Origin of the sequence: Agrobacterium sp. FDAARGOS_525, from assembly GCF_003938925.1 — a bacterium.
GTDB lineage: Bacteria > Pseudomonadota > Alphaproteobacteria > Rhizobiales > Rhizobiaceae > Agrobacterium > Agrobacterium pusense.
Genome location: NZ_RKIU01000004.1, coordinates 1,688,670 through 1,705,341, shown reverse-complemented (window position 1 = coordinate 1,705,341; position 16,672 = coordinate 1,688,670). Strand labels below are relative to the sequence as shown.

At 61.5% G+C, this 16,672-nt stretch carries 21 protein-coding genes and 2 pseudogenes; 8 read left to right on the top strand and 15 right to left on the bottom strand.

Annotated features, from left to right (window positions below):
• Window positions 1–168: 168 nt before the first annotated feature.
• From EGT36_RS24405 to EGT36_RS24390, 4 genes are all read right to left on the bottom strand, one after another.
• Window positions 169–1,620 (bottom strand): multicopper oxidase family protein, encoded by a 1,452-nt coding sequence (locus tag EGT36_RS24405; RefSeq protein WP_003500192.1) that lies wholly within the window; start codon window positions 1,618–1,620, stop codon window positions 169–171.
• A gap of 52 nt (window positions 1,621–1,672) precedes the next feature.
• Complete coding sequence (locus EGT36_RS24400) at window positions 1,673–2,068, bottom strand: hypothetical protein (protein ID WP_035243490.1); 396 nt, start codon at window positions 2,066–2,068, stop codon at window positions 1,673–1,675.
• Window positions 2,069–2,190: 122 nt separating this feature from the next.
• The gene (copM, locus tag EGT36_RS24395) at window positions 2,191–2,586 is read right to left on the bottom strand and encodes a CopM family metallochaperone (RefSeq protein ID WP_003500191.1); all 396 of its coding nucleotides are present in this window, start codon (window positions 2,584–2,586) and stop codon (window positions 2,191–2,193) included.
• A gap of 14 nt (window positions 2,587–2,600) precedes the next feature.
• Entirely contained in the window at window positions 2,601–2,795 is a 195-nt protein-coding gene (locus tag EGT36_RS24390) for a heavy-metal-associated domain-containing protein (protein ID WP_003500190.1), read from the bottom strand.
• A gap of 161 nt (window positions 2,796–2,956) precedes the next feature.
• Between EGT36_RS24390 and EGT36_RS24385 the strand changes: the two genes are divergently transcribed.
• Entirely contained in the window at window positions 2,957–5,464 is a 2,508-nt protein-coding gene (locus tag EGT36_RS24385; protein WP_024899654.1) for a heavy metal translocating P-type ATPase, read from the top strand.
• Between the two features lie 61 nt (window positions 5,465–5,525).
• Complete coding sequence (cueR, locus tag EGT36_RS24380) at window positions 5,526–5,975, top strand: Cu(I)-responsive transcriptional regulator (RefSeq protein ID WP_003500188.1); 450 nt, start codon at window positions 5,526–5,528, stop codon at window positions 5,973–5,975.
• A 78-nt stretch (window positions 5,976–6,053) separates the two neighbouring features.
• On the opposite strand, the gene EGT36_RS24375 is transcribed toward cueR, so the two are convergent.
• The gene (locus EGT36_RS24375; RefSeq protein WP_024899653.1) at window positions 6,054–7,238 is read right to left on the bottom strand and encodes an MFS transporter; all 1,185 of its coding nucleotides are present in this window, start codon (window positions 7,236–7,238) and stop codon (window positions 6,054–6,056) included.
• 116 nt (window positions 7,239–7,354) lie between these two features.
• Here EGT36_RS24375 and EGT36_RS24370 point away from each other — a divergent pair, with 116 nt between their 5' ends.
• Genes EGT36_RS24370 through EGT36_RS24360 form a run of 3 tightly spaced genes read left to right on the top strand, consistent with a single transcriptional unit; the run spans window position 7,355 to window position 8,919 of the window.
• Entirely contained in the window at window positions 7,355–7,630 is a 276-nt protein-coding gene (locus EGT36_RS24370) for a metal-sensitive transcriptional regulator (RefSeq protein ID WP_003500186.1), read from the top strand.
• A 17-nt stretch (window positions 7,631–7,647) separates the two neighbouring features.
• Entirely contained in the window at window positions 7,648–8,409 is a 762-nt protein-coding gene (locus tag EGT36_RS24365) for a glutaredoxin family protein (RefSeq protein ID WP_003500183.1), read from the top strand.
• Between the two features lie 21 nt (window positions 8,410–8,430).
• Window positions 8,431–8,919: a DUF305 domain-containing protein gene (locus EGT36_RS24360; RefSeq protein ID WP_024899651.1), complete on the top strand. Its 489-nt coding sequence runs from the start codon at window positions 8,431–8,433 to the stop codon at window positions 8,917–8,919.
• Between the two features lie 22 nt (window positions 8,920–8,941).
• Here EGT36_RS24360 and EGT36_RS24355 read toward each other — a convergent pair.
• The 6 genes and pseudogenes from EGT36_RS24355 to EGT36_RS24330 form a co-directional block, all read right to left on the bottom strand.
• Window positions 8,942–9,378 (bottom strand): annotated as a pseudogene (locus EGT36_RS24355) (YqaA family protein).
• Between the two features lie 257 nt (window positions 9,379–9,635).
• A pseudogene (locus EGT36_RS24350) lies at window positions 9,636–9,851 on the bottom strand (MFS transporter); the annotation flags it as partial.
• Window positions 9,852–9,858: 7 nt separating this feature from the next.
• Window positions 9,859–10,140 carry a metal-sensing transcriptional repressor gene (locus EGT36_RS24345; protein WP_024899650.1) on the bottom strand — a complete coding sequence of 94 codons (282 nt, stop codon included), beginning with the start codon at window positions 10,138–10,140 and terminating at the stop codon, window positions 9,859–9,861.
• Between the two features lie 57 nt (window positions 10,141–10,197).
• Window positions 10,198–10,326 carry a helix-turn-helix domain-containing protein gene (locus EGT36_RS31375; protein ID WP_003500177.1) on the bottom strand — a complete coding sequence of 43 codons (129 nt, stop codon included), beginning with the start codon at window positions 10,324–10,326 and terminating at the stop codon, window positions 10,198–10,200.
• Window positions 10,327–10,357: 31 nt separating this feature from the next.
• Entirely contained in the window at window positions 10,358–11,779 is a 1,422-nt protein-coding gene (locus EGT36_RS24335; RefSeq protein WP_003500174.1) for an MFS transporter, read from the bottom strand.
• 25 nt (window positions 11,780–11,804) lie between these two features.
• Window positions 11,805–12,167 carry a DoxX family protein gene (locus EGT36_RS24330; RefSeq protein ID WP_003500172.1) on the bottom strand — a complete coding sequence of 121 codons (363 nt, stop codon included), beginning with the start codon at window positions 12,165–12,167 and terminating at the stop codon, window positions 11,805–11,807.
• Between the two features lie 150 nt (window positions 12,168–12,317).
• Here EGT36_RS24330 and EGT36_RS24325 point away from each other — a divergent pair, with 150 nt between their 5' ends.
• From EGT36_RS24325 to EGT36_RS24315, 3 genes are all read left to right on the top strand, one after another.
• Window positions 12,318–12,917 (top strand): TetR/AcrR family transcriptional regulator, encoded by a 600-nt coding sequence (locus tag EGT36_RS24325; protein ID WP_003500170.1) that lies wholly within the window; start codon window positions 12,318–12,320, stop codon window positions 12,915–12,917.
• Window positions 12,918–13,011: 94 nt separating this feature from the next.
• Window positions 13,012–13,647 (top strand): LysE family translocator, encoded by a 636-nt coding sequence (locus tag EGT36_RS24320; RefSeq protein ID WP_024899649.1) that lies wholly within the window; start codon window positions 13,012–13,014, stop codon window positions 13,645–13,647.
• 143 nt (window positions 13,648–13,790) lie between these two features.
• Window positions 13,791–14,318, top strand: coding sequence for an AAA family ATPase (locus EGT36_RS24315; protein ID WP_003500160.1), 528 nt, complete (start codon window positions 13,791–13,793; stop codon window positions 14,316–14,318).
• A gap of 35 nt (window positions 14,319–14,353) precedes the next feature.
• Here the strand turns inward: EGT36_RS24315 and EGT36_RS24310 are convergent, their stop codons facing one another.
• From EGT36_RS24310 to EGT36_RS31160, 4 genes are read right to left on the bottom strand one after another with little or no spacing between them, the layout of a single operon-like run.
• Window positions 14,354–14,977, bottom strand: a complete 624-nt coding sequence (locus tag EGT36_RS24310) for an ATP-dependent Clp protease proteolytic subunit (RefSeq protein WP_024899647.1) — start codon at window positions 14,975–14,977, stop codon at window positions 14,354–14,356.
• Window positions 14,978–15,021: 44 nt separating this feature from the next.
• The gene (locus EGT36_RS24305) at window positions 15,022–15,381 is read right to left on the bottom strand and encodes an SRPBCC family protein (protein WP_024899646.1); all 360 of its coding nucleotides are present in this window, start codon (window positions 15,379–15,381) and stop codon (window positions 15,022–15,024) included.
• Complete coding sequence (locus EGT36_RS24300; RefSeq protein WP_003500156.1) at window positions 15,378–15,692, bottom strand: ArsR/SmtB family transcription factor; 315 nt, start codon at window positions 15,690–15,692, stop codon at window positions 15,378–15,380. Before EGT36_RS24300 ends, EGT36_RS24305 begins: the two co-directional genes overlap by 4 nt.
• Before the next feature lie 48 nt (window positions 15,693–15,740).
• A complete protein-coding gene (locus EGT36_RS31160; protein ID WP_035243487.1) occupies window positions 15,741–16,442 on the bottom strand; it encodes a DUF3363 domain-containing protein in 702 nt (233 codons plus the stop codon).
• Window positions 16,443–16,672 lie beyond the last annotated feature (230 nt).

Below are 16,672 nucleotides of genomic sequence, written 5' to 3'. Positions count from 1 at the left end.
TGATGTCGGCGGACGGAGTGGACGAGGCCCAACTGCGAGAGCTGCTTGATCGCGTTTCCCGAGAGCAGTCGATGTGCGCGCCCCCCCCACGCGCACGAAGCTGTGAAGATAGTCGGGAGCGCTATCGAGCAAGCCTGCGCCGCGATCCCTCGCGGCGCAGGCGCCCTATCACGCTGATACGCTGAACTCGGTCATCATGCCAGTTTGAAGGTGCGGCATGTGGTGGCAATGCAGCATCCAGCGCGCCGCCTCGCCAGCATCGAGCGCCACCGTCACCATGCCCATCGGAGGAACATAGACGGTGTCGCGCCGCGCGCCTTCGAACCGCTTGCCGTTGATCTCCACGACCTGAAAAACGTGGCCGTGCAGGTGCATCGGATGGCCCATCATCGACATATTGTGGAACATGATCTCGACGCGCTCGCCAGTCGTTGCGACAATCGGCTTGTGCTCTCCCCAGACCTTGCCGTCGATGGTCCAGAGGTAGGGCTGCATTGAGCCGCCTAGCATGACCATCTGGGTGCGTTGCGCGGCACGCGGCGGCAGATTGTCCGTCGCCCGCAGCCTCTGCTCTTGCGAAAGCTCGATGTCGAATGCAGGCGTATCCGCGTCGCCGAGTGCGGGAACCTTCTGAATAGTCGCGCCCGGCGTTGCGAGGATCAGCCCGGTGCGCTCCTTTGCGCCCTCGCGCAACGCCAGCACAGGCCAGGCTCCATCTCCGGCAAGCTCCAGCTCAAGATCGAGACGCTGGCCCATGGCGACGCCGAACCGTTTGCCCTCAAGCGGTTGCACGGCATGGCCGTCGACAGCTACGAGGCGCGCCGAAAGCTCGCCGGTATCGATCCAGAAGACGGTGGCCGAAGCGCCGTTGATCACCCGAAGCTTTATCCGTCCGCCCTTCTCGACCCTGACGATCTGCGGATCGGACAAGGTGCGGTCGTTGGTGAGGTAGGCGTCCCAATCGTAGTCGTTCAGGTCCACGGCCATGCCCTGCATCGAGGACATATCCATCTTCATGCCGGAATGGTCCATCGACGCGCCGGGATCGGATTGGCCTCCCATCGCGCTCATATCATGGCCGCCACCATGTCCGCCGGTGATCTCCTGCATGACCTCTTCGGGCGTCTTGAACGAGAAATCATGAAGGAACATCACGACCTCCTGGCGGTCGGCCTTCACGTCTTCGGCGCTGCGCACGATCAAGGCCGCGGCGAGAAGGTTCATTTCTTGAAGCGGGATATGCGCGTGCATCCAGTAGGTGCCGGGAAGCGGCTCATAGTCATAGGAGCGCGTTTCTCCGGGTTGCAGCATCGGGCGCGGCACGTCCGGAACGCCGTCCTGCTCGTTGGGCGGGATCTGGCCGTGCCAATGGATCAGGGTCGGCACATCGAGACGATTGGCCAGGTCGACGCGAAAGCGTTGTCCGGGGTCGAGAACCAATCCTTGCCCGCTCGACCCTTCAAGGCCGAAGACTGTGGCGGCGCGCCCGTCGACGTCCAGCACGCGCGTTGCAGCGCTGAGGGCCATCGCGCTTTGGGCGTTGGCGAAGCGCGGTAGAGCTGCTGCGGATAGCGTGGCAGCGCCTGCGGCGAGAAAGCTGCGGCGTGAGATAAGCTTCATTTTCGGTCTCCTGGGAGGACTATGCTCCCTCTGAATTCAGATCGGCGTGCGACTAGGCAGGCCACTTGCGTTCAGCAAGACCGTCGTTGGGAGGGCGTTCGTTGCGTGCGGGGCCGATGCCGGCGAGGTCCGGCATCTCGGTAATGCTCCAGATCGCTGCGGTAGGAGCGGTGGCATTTGTCGGCGCCTTAGGCGCAAGCCAGTGCGTCATGCCTGAGCATAGGGCATAACAGAAGGCATTGTTTCCGTTGCAGATTCGATGTTCCTGGCACGGCACGGCAGCGGTATCCGCGGCCGGATGCTGCGATCCGTGTTCCGAAATCATTACGTGGGAGTTACTGGCCATGCGAGCACCGAGCGCCGGAACGGTCAACGCCACGCTGGCGAAGGAAAGGAGCATGAGCAGAGCGATGAACAGCCGTTGCATCGCCGTCAAAACGCCGTGCAAGACAACATCATCCGCACCCTCGGCTTGCGTTCATCCAGGGTGGTCCGCTCCCACCCGCTCGCCGCGTCCGCCGCCGAGCGTCTTTTTTGGTGACACACCACGGCGGTTCCAGGCGACACTGGTTACTTGCCTCGGTCGGCGAGCCACTTCTTCATCATGGCGATCTCGCCCTCCTGGGCCTTGACCACCTCTTCGGCGAGTTTGCGGACCTCGGGGTCCTTGCCGTACTGGAGCACGACCTTCGCCATGTCGATCGCGCCCTGATGGTGCGGGATCATACCGCGCATAAAGTCCACGTCGGCGTCGCCGGTATAGGGCACCATCATGTCCTTCATCATGGCATCCATGGCGGTCTCGTATGCCTTCGTCGACGGCGTGTCCGATCCTGGCGTCTGCATGCCTGACATGTCGTGACCTTGCATCGTGTTGTTGTCCGTTTTCATTTGGGTTTGAGCGAATGCCAGGCCGCCGGCGATAGCGATGGCCCCTGCGATGAAGATCGGAGTGAGCTTGTTCATGGTCTCGCTCCCGTTCAGTTTGAGGTCGCCGGATAGCCGGCTTCTTCCAGAACCTGCAAGATCGCGGACGGCGTGGCGGTCGTCTCGACCTTGACGGCGCGCGCGGCGGGATTCGTCTCGATCTTGGCTGCGGAGTCCACCGACTGGATCGCCTTGGTGACGGACTTGGCGCAACCGCCGCAGGTCATGTTTTCAATTTTGAGGTCCATGAGACTTCTCCTTGTTTTGATCTCATGTCGCCCAAGGTGGTGCTTCCAACCGTGGTAAGGTCAAGGGCCAAAAAAAAGAAAATGCGCTATTGACCTTCCCATGGTTGGAAGCCTCATTTTCCGTCCGAACGTGAATTTCGGAACGAGAAAAGGAGGCGGCTATGAATGCCCCCGTTCGAGCTGCGGACACCAGGAACGCGGCAATTTCCCTGTCAATAGAAGGCATGACCTGCGCCTCCTGCGTCGGTCGTGTCGAACGAGCCCTCAAGGCCGTCCCCGGCGTTGCCGATGCGGTCGTCAACCTGGCGACCGAAAAGGCAAGCATCACGACGAATGCTCCCGTCGATCGCGCTACGCTCGTCAAGGCCATCGAGGATGTCGGCTATGAGGTTTCGGAGAGCCCTGCCGCACAAGCGGCCGCCTCGCTTGAAGTCGCGATCGAGGGCATGACCTGCGCCTCCTGCGTGGGTCGTGTCGAGAAGGCCCTGAAGGCCGTGCCGGGCGTCACCAGCGCCGTCGTCAACCTCGCGACCGAGAAGGCCACGATCCAGGGAACCGCAGACACGGCAGCCGTGATTGCGGCCATCGAGAATGCGGGCTACGACGCCAAGGTCATCTCGGCGGCAACCGGATCGAGCCAGGCCGAGACGAATGACCGCGCAGAGAAGAAGGAAGCCGAACGCCGCGAGCTGACCCGCGACTTCACCATCGCGGCGGTGCTGACCGCTCCGGTCTTCCTTTTGGAAATGGGCTCGCACCTCATTCCGGGCGTGCATGGCGTGATCGAATCCACCATCGGCATGACGAACAGTTGGTATCTCCAGTTCGTGCTGACGACGCTGGTGCTGTTCGTGCCGGGCATCCGCTTCTATGACAAGGGGCTTCCCGCCCTCTGGCGTCTGGCGCCGGACATGAACTCGCTGGTGGCAGTCGGCTCGCTCGCGGCTTACGGCTATTCGCTGGTCGCGACCTTCGCGCCGGGCTTCCTGCCCGCAGGGACGATCAACGTCTATTATGAAGCCGCCGCGGTCATCGTCACGCTGATCCTGCTCGGCCGGCTGCTCGAAGCCCGCGCCAAGGGGCGTACCTCGGAAGCGATCAAGCGTCTGGTCGGCCTTCAGGCCAAGACGGCGCGCGTCCGCCGTGACGGCAAGACGGTCGATCTTCCGATCGACTCCGTGCTGTCGGGTGACATCGTGGAGGTCCGTCCCGGCGACCGTATCCCGGTCGATGGCGAGGTCATCGAGGGCGAAAGCTATGTCGATGAATCCATGATCACCGGCGAACCGATCCCGGTTTCCAAGACGAATCGTAGCGAGGTCGTCGCCGGCACCGTGAACCAGAAGGGCGCCTTCGCGATCCGCGCCACGGCGGTCGGCGGCAACACCGTGCTGTCGCAGATCATCCGCATGGTTGAGGAAGCACAAGGCTCGAAGCTGCCGATCCAAGCGCTGGTCGACAAGGTGACGATGTATTTCGTGCCGGCTGTCTTCGCCGTCGCGGCTCTGACCTTCGCGGCATGGCTCTATTTCGGGCCGTCGCCGGCGCTCACCTTCGCGCTGGTCAATGCGGTCGCCGTGCTGATCATCGCCTGCCCCTGCGCCATGGGTCTGGCTACGCCGACCTCGATCATGGTCGGCACCGGCCGGGGCGCGGAGCTGGGCGTACTCTTCCGCAAGGGTGAAGCGCTGCAACTGCTGAAGGACGCCAGGGTCGTGGCCGTCGACAAGACCGGCACGCTGACCGAGGGCAAGCCCGCCCTGACCGACCTCGAACTGGCCGCCGGCTTTGACCGTGCGACCGTGCTGGGTCTAATCGCGGCCGTCGAAGCCAAGTCAGAACACCCGATCGCCCGCGCCATCGTGGAAGCGGCCGAGGCGGAAGGCATCGCGCTTCCCGCCGTGTCTGGTTTCGAATCGGTAACCGGCTTCGGCGTGAAGGCCGTGGTCGACGGCAAGCGTATCGAGATCGGCGCGGACCGCTACATGGTCGAGCTTGGCCATGACGTGGCGGGCTTCGCCGTCGTGGCCGAACGGCTCGGCAACGAGGGCAAGTCGCCGCTCTATGCCGCGATCGAGGGCAGGCTCGCGACGATCATTGCCGTGGCCGACCCGATCAAGGCGACGACGCCGGCCGCGATCAAGGCGCTGCACGATCTCGGGCTGAAAGTCGCGATGATCACCGGCGACAACCGGCGGACGGCCAAGGCCATCGCCGCGCGTCTCGGCATCGACGAGGTGGTGGCGGAAGTGCTGCCGGACGGCAAGGTCGAGGCGATCCGTCGCCTCAAGGCCGAGCACGGTAAGGTCGCCTTCGTCGGCGACGGCATCAACGACGCTCCGGCGCTCGCCGAGGCGGATGTGGGCCTCGCCATCGGCACCGGCACGGATATCGCCATCGAGGCGGCGGACGTGGTGCTGATGTCGGGCAGCCTGACCGGGGTGCCGAACGCCATCGCACTGTCGAAGGCGACGATCGGAAACATCCGGCAGAACCTGTTCTGGGCCTTCGCCTACAACACGGCCCTGATCCCGGTCGCCGCCGGCGCGCTCTATCCGGCCTACGGCATCCTGCTGTCGCCGGTCTTCGCCGCCGGCGCCATGGCCCTGTCGAGCGTCTTCGTGCTCGGCAATGCGTTGCGGCTCAAGACCTTCAAGGTCCCAACCTAATGAACCGAAGCAGCCGACCCTATATTCGGGGTCGGCTGTCGTACCTTACGGGAGAAAACGCATGAATATCGGACAAGCTTCGAAAGCGTCCGGCGTCTCGGCCAAGATGATCCGCTACTACGAACATACCGGCCTCATTCCGGCCGCCGATCGGACGTCTTCCGGCTATCGCGACTATTCGGACACGGACGTTCACATGCTGCGCTTCATCCGGCGCGCGCGTGATCTCGGCTTCTCGGTGGCCGAGATCGGCGATCTCCTCGGCCTCTGGCGCGACGAGTCGCGGCAGAGCGCGGAGGTCAAGCGTCTGGCGCAGGGCCACATCGACGCGCTGGAGAAGAAGATCGCGGACTTGCAGGACATGGCGCACACGCTCACGATGCTGGTGAAAGCCTGCACGGGCGACCATCGCCCGCATTGCCCGATCCTCCAGCGTCTGGAAACCGATCAGGACGATGAGGACCTCACGGTCCAGCCGCGCAGCGGTGCGATTACTCGTTCCGTGCAGTAGAGTAACACTCGGCCCGTTCGCCTAACCGAAGCGGCCTGATGTTTTCGTCCCTGCCAGATATGGCGGGGACTTGTCGTTTCAGGCTTGGGGTTTGCGCGCCGCCTGCCAGAGCAGCGGCACGAGGATCAAGGCGACCGGCGGAAACAACAGCCAGTTGATCGCCGCCCAGCCCGAGTTGTGCAGGACGCTGCCAGCCAGAAACGATACGGCGGCGGTCGTGCCGAAGACCATGAAGTCGTTCGCGCCCTGCGCCTTGGCGCGCTCGCCCGGCGTATGGCAGTCCGTGACCATAGCCGTCGCGCCGATGAAGCTGAAATTCCAGCCGAGCCCCATGATGGCGAGAGATCCCCAGAAATTGATCAGCTCAAGCCCGGCCAGTGCGACCACGGCCGAGACGGCGATGAGCAGCATCCCCGCAGCGGTGACCCGCTCCTTGCCGAAGCGTGTCATGAGACGGCCGGTGACGAAACTTGGCGCGAACATCGCCAGTAGATGCCACTGGATTCCGAGTGCTGCACTGTTGACCGAATGGCCGGTGTTGACCATCGCGATCGGAGCCGCCGTCATGACGAAAGCCATGAGGCCGTAGGAGACGACGCCGGCTGCGACGGCGAGCATGTAGCGGGGCATCATCAGGATCTGAATCAGGGAACGGCCGGAGCTTTCGGACTCGGATTGCGAACCAGATTGCGGCGCGCGTAGCATCAACAGAATCGGGATGGACAACAGCGGAAGCGCCGCCTGGCTGAGAAAGCTGCCGACATAGGGCGTGCCGGGGAAGGAATCGCGTGTCCAGATGACGAGCTGGGGACCGATGACAGCCGCGATCAGTCCGCCGACCATCACCCAGGAGATTGCGCGTGCCTTCAACGCGCCTTCGGCAGCGTCGGCGGCGGCGAAGCGATAGCTTTGAACGTAGGAGCCGTAGAGACCGGCGGTAAAGCAGCCAACGCAGAACAGCAGAAACGATGCCACAAAGATACCAAGTGCTGCGATGAGACCCGCCGCGAGGCCGAAGAAGGCGCCGAACAAGTAACCGCTCCGGCGTCCCCAAGCGCGCATGACGAACGCGGCGGGCAGCGTGCCGATCGCCAGGCCGACGCCGAACAGGCTGACCGGCAGCGTCACCCATGCGGGGTTGTCGGCGAGCTGCTGGCCGACCAGGCCGCCGAGCGACATGACGATTGGCGCGCTCGATCCGCCGAGCGCCTGAGCGGCGGTCAGCACGGTGATGTTGCGCCGGACAGTTGCAGTATCGTCCATGGGAACTCCCACAATTATTTGCTTCGACGTTGACATGCCGGCAAAACTTTTGGGTTTTGCGGGAACGAAACCTTTCCTGAAACGTATATATACCCATACCGGGTAGGGGTAGCTGGATGTGCAATAAAAACTCGAAGCAGATCATTGCGTCACTCAACCGGATCGCCGGCCAGGTTCGCGGCGTCGGTCAGATGGTGGAGGACGAGCGATACTGCATCGACATTCTCAACCAGATCCACGCGGTCAAGGCCGCCCTCTCGAAGGTGGAGAACCAGGTGCTGCGATCGCATGCCGCCTGCTGCGTCGAGGAGGCGATCGCCTCGGGCGATGGCGACCTGCAAAGAGCAAAGTTCAACGAGCTGGTCGAGGTGTTCGCAAAGGCGAAACTATAGATCGAAGGGATCAGACAATGGCGACCCATGCTGCCAAACGCGCCGAACTTCATCGAATGGTGATGGAAAACCATACGTGTCCCTACGGGCTGAAGGCGCTCGATCTCCTCAAGCGCGAAGGCTACGAGGTCGATGATCACCATCTGACGACTCGCGCCGAGACGGATGCTTTCAAAGCAAAGCACAATGTTCAGTCAACGCCACAGACCTTCATAGGCGGCAAGCGGATCGGCGGCTACGATGATCTCGTCCGGTTCTTCGGCGGCAAGGTCAAGGACAAGGACACCGTCACCTACAAGCCGGTGATCGCGCTGTTCGCGATGGCAGCGCTGATGGCATTGGCCGCGAGCTGGGCGGCGTTCGGCAACCTCGCGACGGTCCAGGCGGCCGAATGGTTCATCGCCATCGCGATGTGTCTTCTTGCCCTTCAGAAGCTGAAGGACGTGGAAGGCTTCGCGACCATGTTCCTGAACTACGACCTTCTGGCGCAGCGGTGGGTCCGATATGCCTACATCTATCCCTTCGCGGAGGCGCTCGCCGGCGTCCTGATGATGGCTGGCGCCCTGATGTGGGTGTCGATCCCCGTCGCGCTGTTCATCGGCGGCATCGGCGCGGTCTCAGTGTTCAAGGCGGTCTATATCGACAAGCGCGAGCTGAAATGCGCCTGCGTCGGAGGCGACAGCAACGTGCCGCTCGGCTTCGTGTCGCTCACCGAGAACCTCATGATGATCGGCATGGCGGTCTGGATGATCTTCAAGCCGATGGGCATTGGACACTGACAACCGCGAAAGGACGATCAAATGGCGAGCGACCACACATCTCATGGCGGGCATTCGAGGGGCTCCCATGGCCGTCCCTATCTGATGTTCTGGATCAACATGATCCTCTGCCTCATTGTGATGTATGTCGTGATGTTTTCGATGATCGACGGCTGGGGCGACTTCCGGAATAATCTGAACATGCTTTACATGGCGATAACCATGTGGGCGCCGATGGGCATCTTCATGCTGGCGACAATGCCGGGCATGTTCCCGAACCGGAGCGCGAATATCGCCCTTTACGTCGTCTTCGCGCTGCTGACCGCCGGTTCCTTCTGGGCGACGCGGAGCCAGACCCTGATCGATGATCGCCAGTTCATCGATTCGATGATCCCGCACCATTCCGGCGCGATCCTGATGTGCCGCGAGGCGAAGCTTGCCGACTCGGAACTGAAAACGCTGTGCGACGAAATCATGGCAGCTCAGCGTGAGGAGATCGACAAGATGACGAGCATTCGAAATCGTCTCTAGTGTAGCGGCGGCGATAAAGACTCTACATCACGCACGCCGTCGCCGCCGCCAGAACCAGATATCGCCCGAGCTTGGCGACGCCAACTAGGAGGAGAAAGACGGGTAGCGGCTCCTTCATGATCCCGGCCGCGAGGGTTAGCGGATCGCCGATGACCGGCATCCAGCTTAGCAGCAACGACCATTTCCCATAGCGGCGATACCAACGCCGCGCCCGCTGGAGACCGGCTTCCGACACCGGGAACCAGCGCCGGTTACGGAAACACTCGACGCCGCGCCGATGATCCAGTTGACGACCGAGCCGGCCACGTTGCCAAGGCTCGCTGCGGCGACCAATGCCCAGGCCGCGAAAGAATCGGCCAGCAGCAGCCCGATCAGCGCGGCTTCCGACTGCATCGGCAGCAGGGTGGCAGCAAAGAAGGCGGTGAGGAACAGGCCCAAGCAGGCCGCCAGTGTGCTCAAGCACCGGCCCCGCGATCGCGCGGCGAAGCCGGCCATCTTGTATGATGGCGGTCGATGACGAAGGCATGGCGGTGCCGATATCCGCCATCGGCGGCAGCCGCATCGGACAGATGCGGATGGCTCGCCTCGAGCGTGTCATGCATATGGTCGAGTTCGTCGGGATCGGCCGCGGGCCAGAGGACCGCAGCGGCCGATACGGCGGCGGCGGCCAGCAGCCCCAGCGCAACGAAGGTGATCGGGAGGCCAAACGCGGCGCCCAGGCGCTCCGCGAAGGTCGCTGCGATAGGGGCCACCCCCACATAGGCGACCATCTTGATGGCGAGCGCCGTTCCCAGCACCGCATCCGCATCGGGACCGGCGAGATCATAGGCCAATAGCCCCAGCGCGATCGTGGCAAGCCCTGTTCCGATAAGCGCGATAACCTGTGCCAGGAAGAGGTGGCGATAGGTGCGGTTTCCAAGAACCTGCAACATAGGAACCTCACAAGTACTTGGTTATTTCCTTGAATTCGTCGATCGAACGACGATCGTCCTTAACAAGCGGCCCGACCACGTCGTCGAGACAGTGGTCGAGGTGGTTCTGAATCAGCGTCCGCTTGGCTTGTGCGATGGCCTTTTCGACCGCGTGAAGCTGCTGCGCGATATCGAGGCATGGCCGACCAGCTTCGATCATCTCGACGATCCCGCGCAAATGGCCGTCCGCACGCTTGAGGCGCATTGTGATCGCGGCGTGGGATCTGTGGGCATCGGATTGTTCGCTCATCCAGATATCCTATCCCCCTGGAGAGGATATTGTAACGAGCCTGCCGCCGGCGTCGCCTCAACCCCATGATCGTCGATAAGCCGTCGGCGTCGTCCCGAGCCAGCGCTTGAACATGGCGGTGAGAGAAGCCTGCCTTTCAAATCCCAGCGACGACGCCACCGTGCCGATCTCGTAGCCTTGGACCATCTTTCAGACGCCGCCGTCGCATGGTGGCTGGCTACTTTCTCGTTGCCACGCCAGCGGCGAAGATGCCCAACAGGGTAAGAAGCGCGATGCCGAGCGTAACATAGCGTGCGGAATCCACCGCAGATTCCCCGCCTGCCGCCATCAGCGTGCCAGCGAGTGCGGAAGTGATCGAGAAAGCAATAAGCTGTGTGATGGTGATCGCAGCAGCAGCCTTGCCTCCTTCGGCGGGATCATGTGTGCTGCTCATCGCTGCAACACCGAGCAGCGGCCACGCCAGTCCGATGCCGACGCCGGCAAGCGCGAGGACAGCCGCCCAAATCAGCACCATCCCGATATCGGCACCGAACACTTGTAGAAGTCCATAAGCGATCAGCCCAGCCGTCAACAGCAGTGGGCCGACGCGGATGGCGCGGCGGCGGCCGCTCTCACTCTTGACCGAAACAATGAAGAGCTGGGCGATGACCCATGCCAGCGAAAGAACTGCGCCAAGGAAACCGGCGATCAGCGGCGAAAGGCCCGCCAGTTGCTGACCAAACAGGGGGATGAAGTTCTCCACCATCACGCCCGCGCTCAGGGCAGCGACCGTGAGATAGACCCATTTCAGGGAGTTGCCACGCCGATAGGTGATGTGCGGAAGGATGGTCTCTTTTGCTCGCCGCTCCACGACGACGAAGAGCCAGAGCAGCACGATGCCAATTCCGACCATTGCCAGCGTTGGCCAGCCTATCGGCACGATGGCGCTGAGGCTGATAGCGATGGTCGCAAGCACAAGCGGAATGAGGGAGGCGACGGGAACAGGTGAACGATGCCCCGATCCAGCCATGCGGCCGAACGCGCGTTGAGCGATGATTCCGAACAGCAGCGAAACGACCGCCAGCGCACCGTAGGACCAGCGCCAGAGGCCCAGTTCTGCGAACACGCCGCCAAGCGCCGGCCCGAACAGCGTCCCCAAGCCCCACATGGCCGACACGACGCCGGTTGCCCGCGCCCAATGGCGTTCGGGAAGTGCTGCACGAATTACCGCATAGCCGAGTCCTGCCAGCAAACCGCCGCCAAGTCCTTGCACGACGCGACCGACGATCAGCGGTTCCATCGTTGGGCTGGCGGCATTGGCCGCTGCGCCGAGAGCGAAGACGACGAACGCCGTAACATAGGCAAGCGCCGGCCCCTTCCAGTCGAGAATGCGGCTGACGAACAGCGAGGCTACGATTGCCGAGATAACGAACGCAGTCGTCACCCACGCATAATATTGCTGCCCGCCAATATCCGCGACGATGGAGGGCATCAGTGCGGCGGTGAAATAGAGGTTCATGGCATAGAGCAGCACGCCGCTTGCCATGACCAGAACAATGGCGAGGTGGCGGCCGGACAGAAGATCGGACCATCCGTCCAGATGCGCCGCAGGCGCATTTGCGGGATCGGCCGAACCGGCCGGGGTTGGTGAGCTATTCATCGGGGATTCTCCGAAAGGGGGAAGTTCAGTTGGCTGCGCGCCGGACGGCCAAGGACAGCCCCAACACGACTAGCGAGACGAGCAGGACAATGCTGGGAGCGACCGCATGGCCGTAATCAGCGTTCAGCAGTGTCGTGAGGGAAGCAGCGGCCATCACGAGCGCGCCAAGGCCGGCTCCATAGGGCCGCGAGCCAGCGCGGATCAGCATCAGCCCAGCCGCCAGTTCGAGAATGGCGGTGATGTAGTGGAACCAGTCGGGGTAACCCCAAGCCACATAGGCCGCCGCATTTTCCTCTGAGATGAAGATGTTGCCGTAAGCGCCGAAGAGAAAGAAAGCTGCCAGCAGCCAAGCCAGGCTGGTCGCTATGATCGGAAGGGGTCTGTTCATGTGGCCTCGCATCTTGGAAATCGGACCGGCTGAGGCAGCATAGGACTGGACCAACCAGCCGTTCCGACATAGATTGAATGCTCACTCTAGTTATGATCGACGTGTGGTCAAGCTATATTAGAGCGATCATTCTATGTTTATGGAGGCCCCATGGTCCGCAAGCGCGTTCCCGAGCAGCATGAAGGCAGAAGGCAGGAGATTCTCGCAGCGGCGCATAGGTGCTTCCTGCGCCATGGTCTGCAGGGCGCGTCGATTTCGATGATCTGCAAAGAAGCGGCGATGAGCCCCGGCCACCTCTATCACTACTTCCCCAGCAAGGACGCTATCATTGAGCAGATGGCGGATGATTACCTTGCCAGTCTCCACAGCCATTTCAGCGGCCACCCCGAGGACGAACAGACGGCGACTGTTCTGCTATCGGAATTGTGGAGCATGAAGGGGTGGGACGATCTCGGTCATTGCCGCATTCTGTTCGAGTTGCTGGCAGAAGCGGGGCGTAACGAAAGAATCAGGGCCATCCTCAAACAGAACACTGATGGTGTTCGAACATTGCTGGCAGAAGCGCTGACCGCAGGTCAGGCGCGTGGCGAAGTCGATTCCGGCCTTGACCCTAAGCACACCAGCGCGGTTCTGGTGGCGGTCCTTGATGCCGCGCCGATGCTGCCGTTGATGACAGCGGACCTTGACTTCGAGGAGAGCCGCAAACTGGTCACGACAATGGTTGGCCGATTTCTGAAGCCTCAACAATGAAGCGGATTATGAAAATGGGGGATGGCGGCCGGTCGAAGCATTGGTGCCAGTCGCGCCAAAAACTTCCCTTTGATGTCGCGGATCGCGTCAAGTCATGACAGATGTTTCACAGCTAACCTCGCCCGACTTGTCCGGGTTGCAAGCATTTCTGGCGCTGTGTCTCTATACAGCCGTAACATCGGTCACGCCCGGACCGAACAACATGATGGTGCTGGCATCCGGTGTTAATTTCGGCATTCGGCGGACATTGCCACATATTGCGGGCATCAGCATTGGTTTCGCCGCGATGATCGTCATCATGGGGATGGGCCTTGGAGTGATTTTCGAGGCGTATCCCATGCTCAACACCATCCTGCGATGGGTTGGCGGCGCCTATCTTCTGTATCTGGCATGGAAGATCGCCGGGGCCGCAGCACCGGAGAATGCAGAAAGATCGGCTGCCAGACCCTTGGGCTTCATTGGCGCTGCTGCGTTCCAATGGGTCAACCCCAAGGCATGGGTCATGGCGCTCGGTGCCGTCGCCACCTATCTTCCGGGCTCTCCCTCGTTGTCGTCCGTCGCCGCAGCTGCACTGCTGATGGCAGCGATCAACGCACCCTGCGTCGGCATCTGGGCGGCGTTCGGTGTTGGCCTCCGCCGGCTTCTTACGGAGCCTGCGAAGCTGCGCGCCTTCAATCTCACCATGGCAGCGCTGCTGGTTGTCTCGCTCTATCCAATCTTTGTGACGTAGAGCCAGCTGCTGTTCGCTAAATCGGCATCGAAACACTCCGCAGCGCCAGTCGGAACGGATGACGATCCCGGCTACGCTTCATTCCTCGAATTCAAGATAATCACGTTAAATGCGGATGGAATCTGATGGCAAATACTGAACACATGATCGTCGTAACCGGTGGCCCCGGTTCCGGCAAAAGCAGTCTGATCGATGCCATGGCCCAGCGCGGCTTCCGCACCATGCCCGAGGCCGGCAGGGCGATCATTCGAGACCAGATCAGGATCGGCGGTAAAGCTTTGCCTTGGGCGGATCGCGCACTCTTCGCCGAACTCATGTTGGGCTGGGAACTGCGTTCTTATCAGGAGGCACTTGCAAGTGACGCGCTTGTCTTGATGGACCGTGGTATGCCGGATGTTGTTGGTTATCTCACACTCTGCGGCCTGCCTGTGCCTGCTCATTTCGAGACGGCGGCCAAAACCTACCCTTACAACAAGCGGGTTTTTCTCGCCCCGTATTGGGATGCCATCTTCACGCAAGACACTGAGCGCAAACAGGACAGGCAAGAGGCCGAGGCGACCGGTATGGTCATGGCTGAGACTTATGGCAGGCTTGGCTATCAGATAGTCGAGCTGCCGCTGGTGGGAATCGAGCAGCGGGCCGACTTCGTTGCTGAAAATTTGAGAGCTTAGAGCGAAGTGACAGTCCTCATCCAATTGGCGCTAACTCATCCAGCAACTTCCGAGGCCGCGCCGGTTTCGCGCTCCGTCAAGACGCGATCGATCAAACCCCATTCCAACGCTTCTTCCACCGTCATGAAGCGGTCGCGGTCCATGGCTTGTTCGAACTCTTCATAACTGCGTTTGCAATGCTCCGCGTAGAGCCGGGTCATGCGCTGCTTGGTTTTCAGGATCTCCTCGGCATGGATCAGCATATCCGACGCCTGCCCTTGGAATCCGCCTGATGGTTGGTGAATCAGGATGCTGGCGTTCGGCAATGCCGCGCGTTCGCCGGGTTCGCCGGCCATCAGCAGGAATGACCCCATCGAGCGGGCCGTCCCCATACAAAGAGTATGCACCGGAGCGCGGATGTATCGCATGGTGTCATACATGGCGAGCCCGCTGGTAACGACGCCACCGGGAGAATTGATGTATAGCTGAATTGGCTTCTTGGGATTCTCGGCTTCCAGAAACAGTAGCTGCGCGCAGACGAGCGCGGAAACGGTGTCGTTGACCTCACCGTTCAGGAAAATGATCCTCTCGCGCAGAAGGCGGGAATAGATGTCGAAAGAGCGTTCGCCACGGCTGGATTGCTCGATGACCATAGGGACGAGTTGCATCGCTTCGCGCATAGGCGAACTCCTGTCTTCTAGATTTTGATGTGTTGTTTGAGGTGCTATGCTGCGAGCATAAGCACGGGCCAATTGTTGTTCGCGGCAGGGGGTGTTCGCCGAACGGATCGGGCGTCCACAAGATGATGGATGATCCTCAACCTCGTGCCGCCATAGACATTGGGACCGACTTGGAACGTCACAATGCTTTCGAGGAAAGGCGATTCTTCTTCGCGCATCCGATAGCGGACTTCCTCTCCCGGTTCTGCCGAGATCGGGACAGCATCGGCCAAGTCTTTTTCAGGCAGCCATTTTTCTCGAAGCTCTGGAATACTAATCGCCCGCCAAACCATTTCAGGGGGAGCGTCGATTTCATATTCCACGACGAGATTATCCTTGGGCTTCTTTGCCTCCGTGTCGCTCATTGGTCCATGTCCCTTAGTAAGCTCTTCAAAGCGTCAATTCTCGCAGGCCAATAGGCCCGATACTTCGCCAGCCATTCCGCGATGAGTGCCAGCCCCTCTGGATCGACCTCATAGTTCACAAAGCGGCCCTGACGTTCTTCCCGCACCAGCTTGGCGTTGCGCAGGACAGAGAGATGTTGCGACATCGCCGGCTGACTAATTTCCATACCCTGCCGCAGTGTGACGGCGTTCATGCTGCCGGACGCCAGCTTCTCGAAAATCGCGCGGCGTGTCGGATCGGCCAGAGCTTTGAATATGTCGTTCGGGATCATAACAATAGATAAGCGCACACTTATCTGATTCGCAAGGGCGAACCATCATCACAACATAATCCCTCGTTGCCGCCCTAGCTGCCACGACACCGATCCGCCCTGAACGACGCCCATAACCTCGCGACCGAGCTGTCGGTCTATGACCGGCCGCCATGGGACCAAGGTAAACTCGTGGGACTGCTCGACCACGGCGAACTTGCCGCTCGATAGCTGCACGGTGCCGGTGAATTTGCCGCTGATGTTCTCGCCGTCCGTGGCGGCACGGAAAGGCAGGCCCTTGCTCTCGGCCATCTCCCCGCCAACACGGGCAACCTCGCGCTCGCGCAGGGTGGCGAGAAGGCTGCTCCGGTAGAAGATGCGGCCATTCCGTGCTCGGGTAGCGTCGCCTTGCTCGATATGATGCTCGCGGCGCTGGTCCATGGCCTCGCGCACCTGCTGGCCGAAACCGGCCGGCGCAATATCGGCGGTTTCGCTGTGGATCAATCGCCGGTCCAGCCACGTCGCGCCGTCCGAATGTATCTGCCTTTCCAGATTGATGGGTGACAGGACGCGAACACTGGCCTGCCGGTCTCGGCCGGCATCGTAGTCGGCGGCGCGGCTAACCAGATCATTGGGGATGCGCCATTGGTCGGCGTCGATGCGCTCGACGATCCCGGCGCGGCGCAATGCCTCCAGCCGACGAACATGGGCATCGACATAGCCCTCATAGTCGCCACCGGGAACGCGGCCCTCGAATTTCGCCTGTTCCAGGGTCGATAGATGCCGTCCTCGGCGATGGCGGTGATGGTGCGGTCGGACGGCCGGGCTGTCGCCTCGGCCGGGCCGATCTGGATGACGCCGCGGATACGGGCTTCCGTTGACGACCCTGATGCAAACGCTGGCGGTCGATTCAATTGCCCACCGGAGATGACAGCGTCATTGTTGAGGCAGGCCATCGAATAAGGATTGAGAAAACTATATGGCCAAATGGCCTGCCTGGA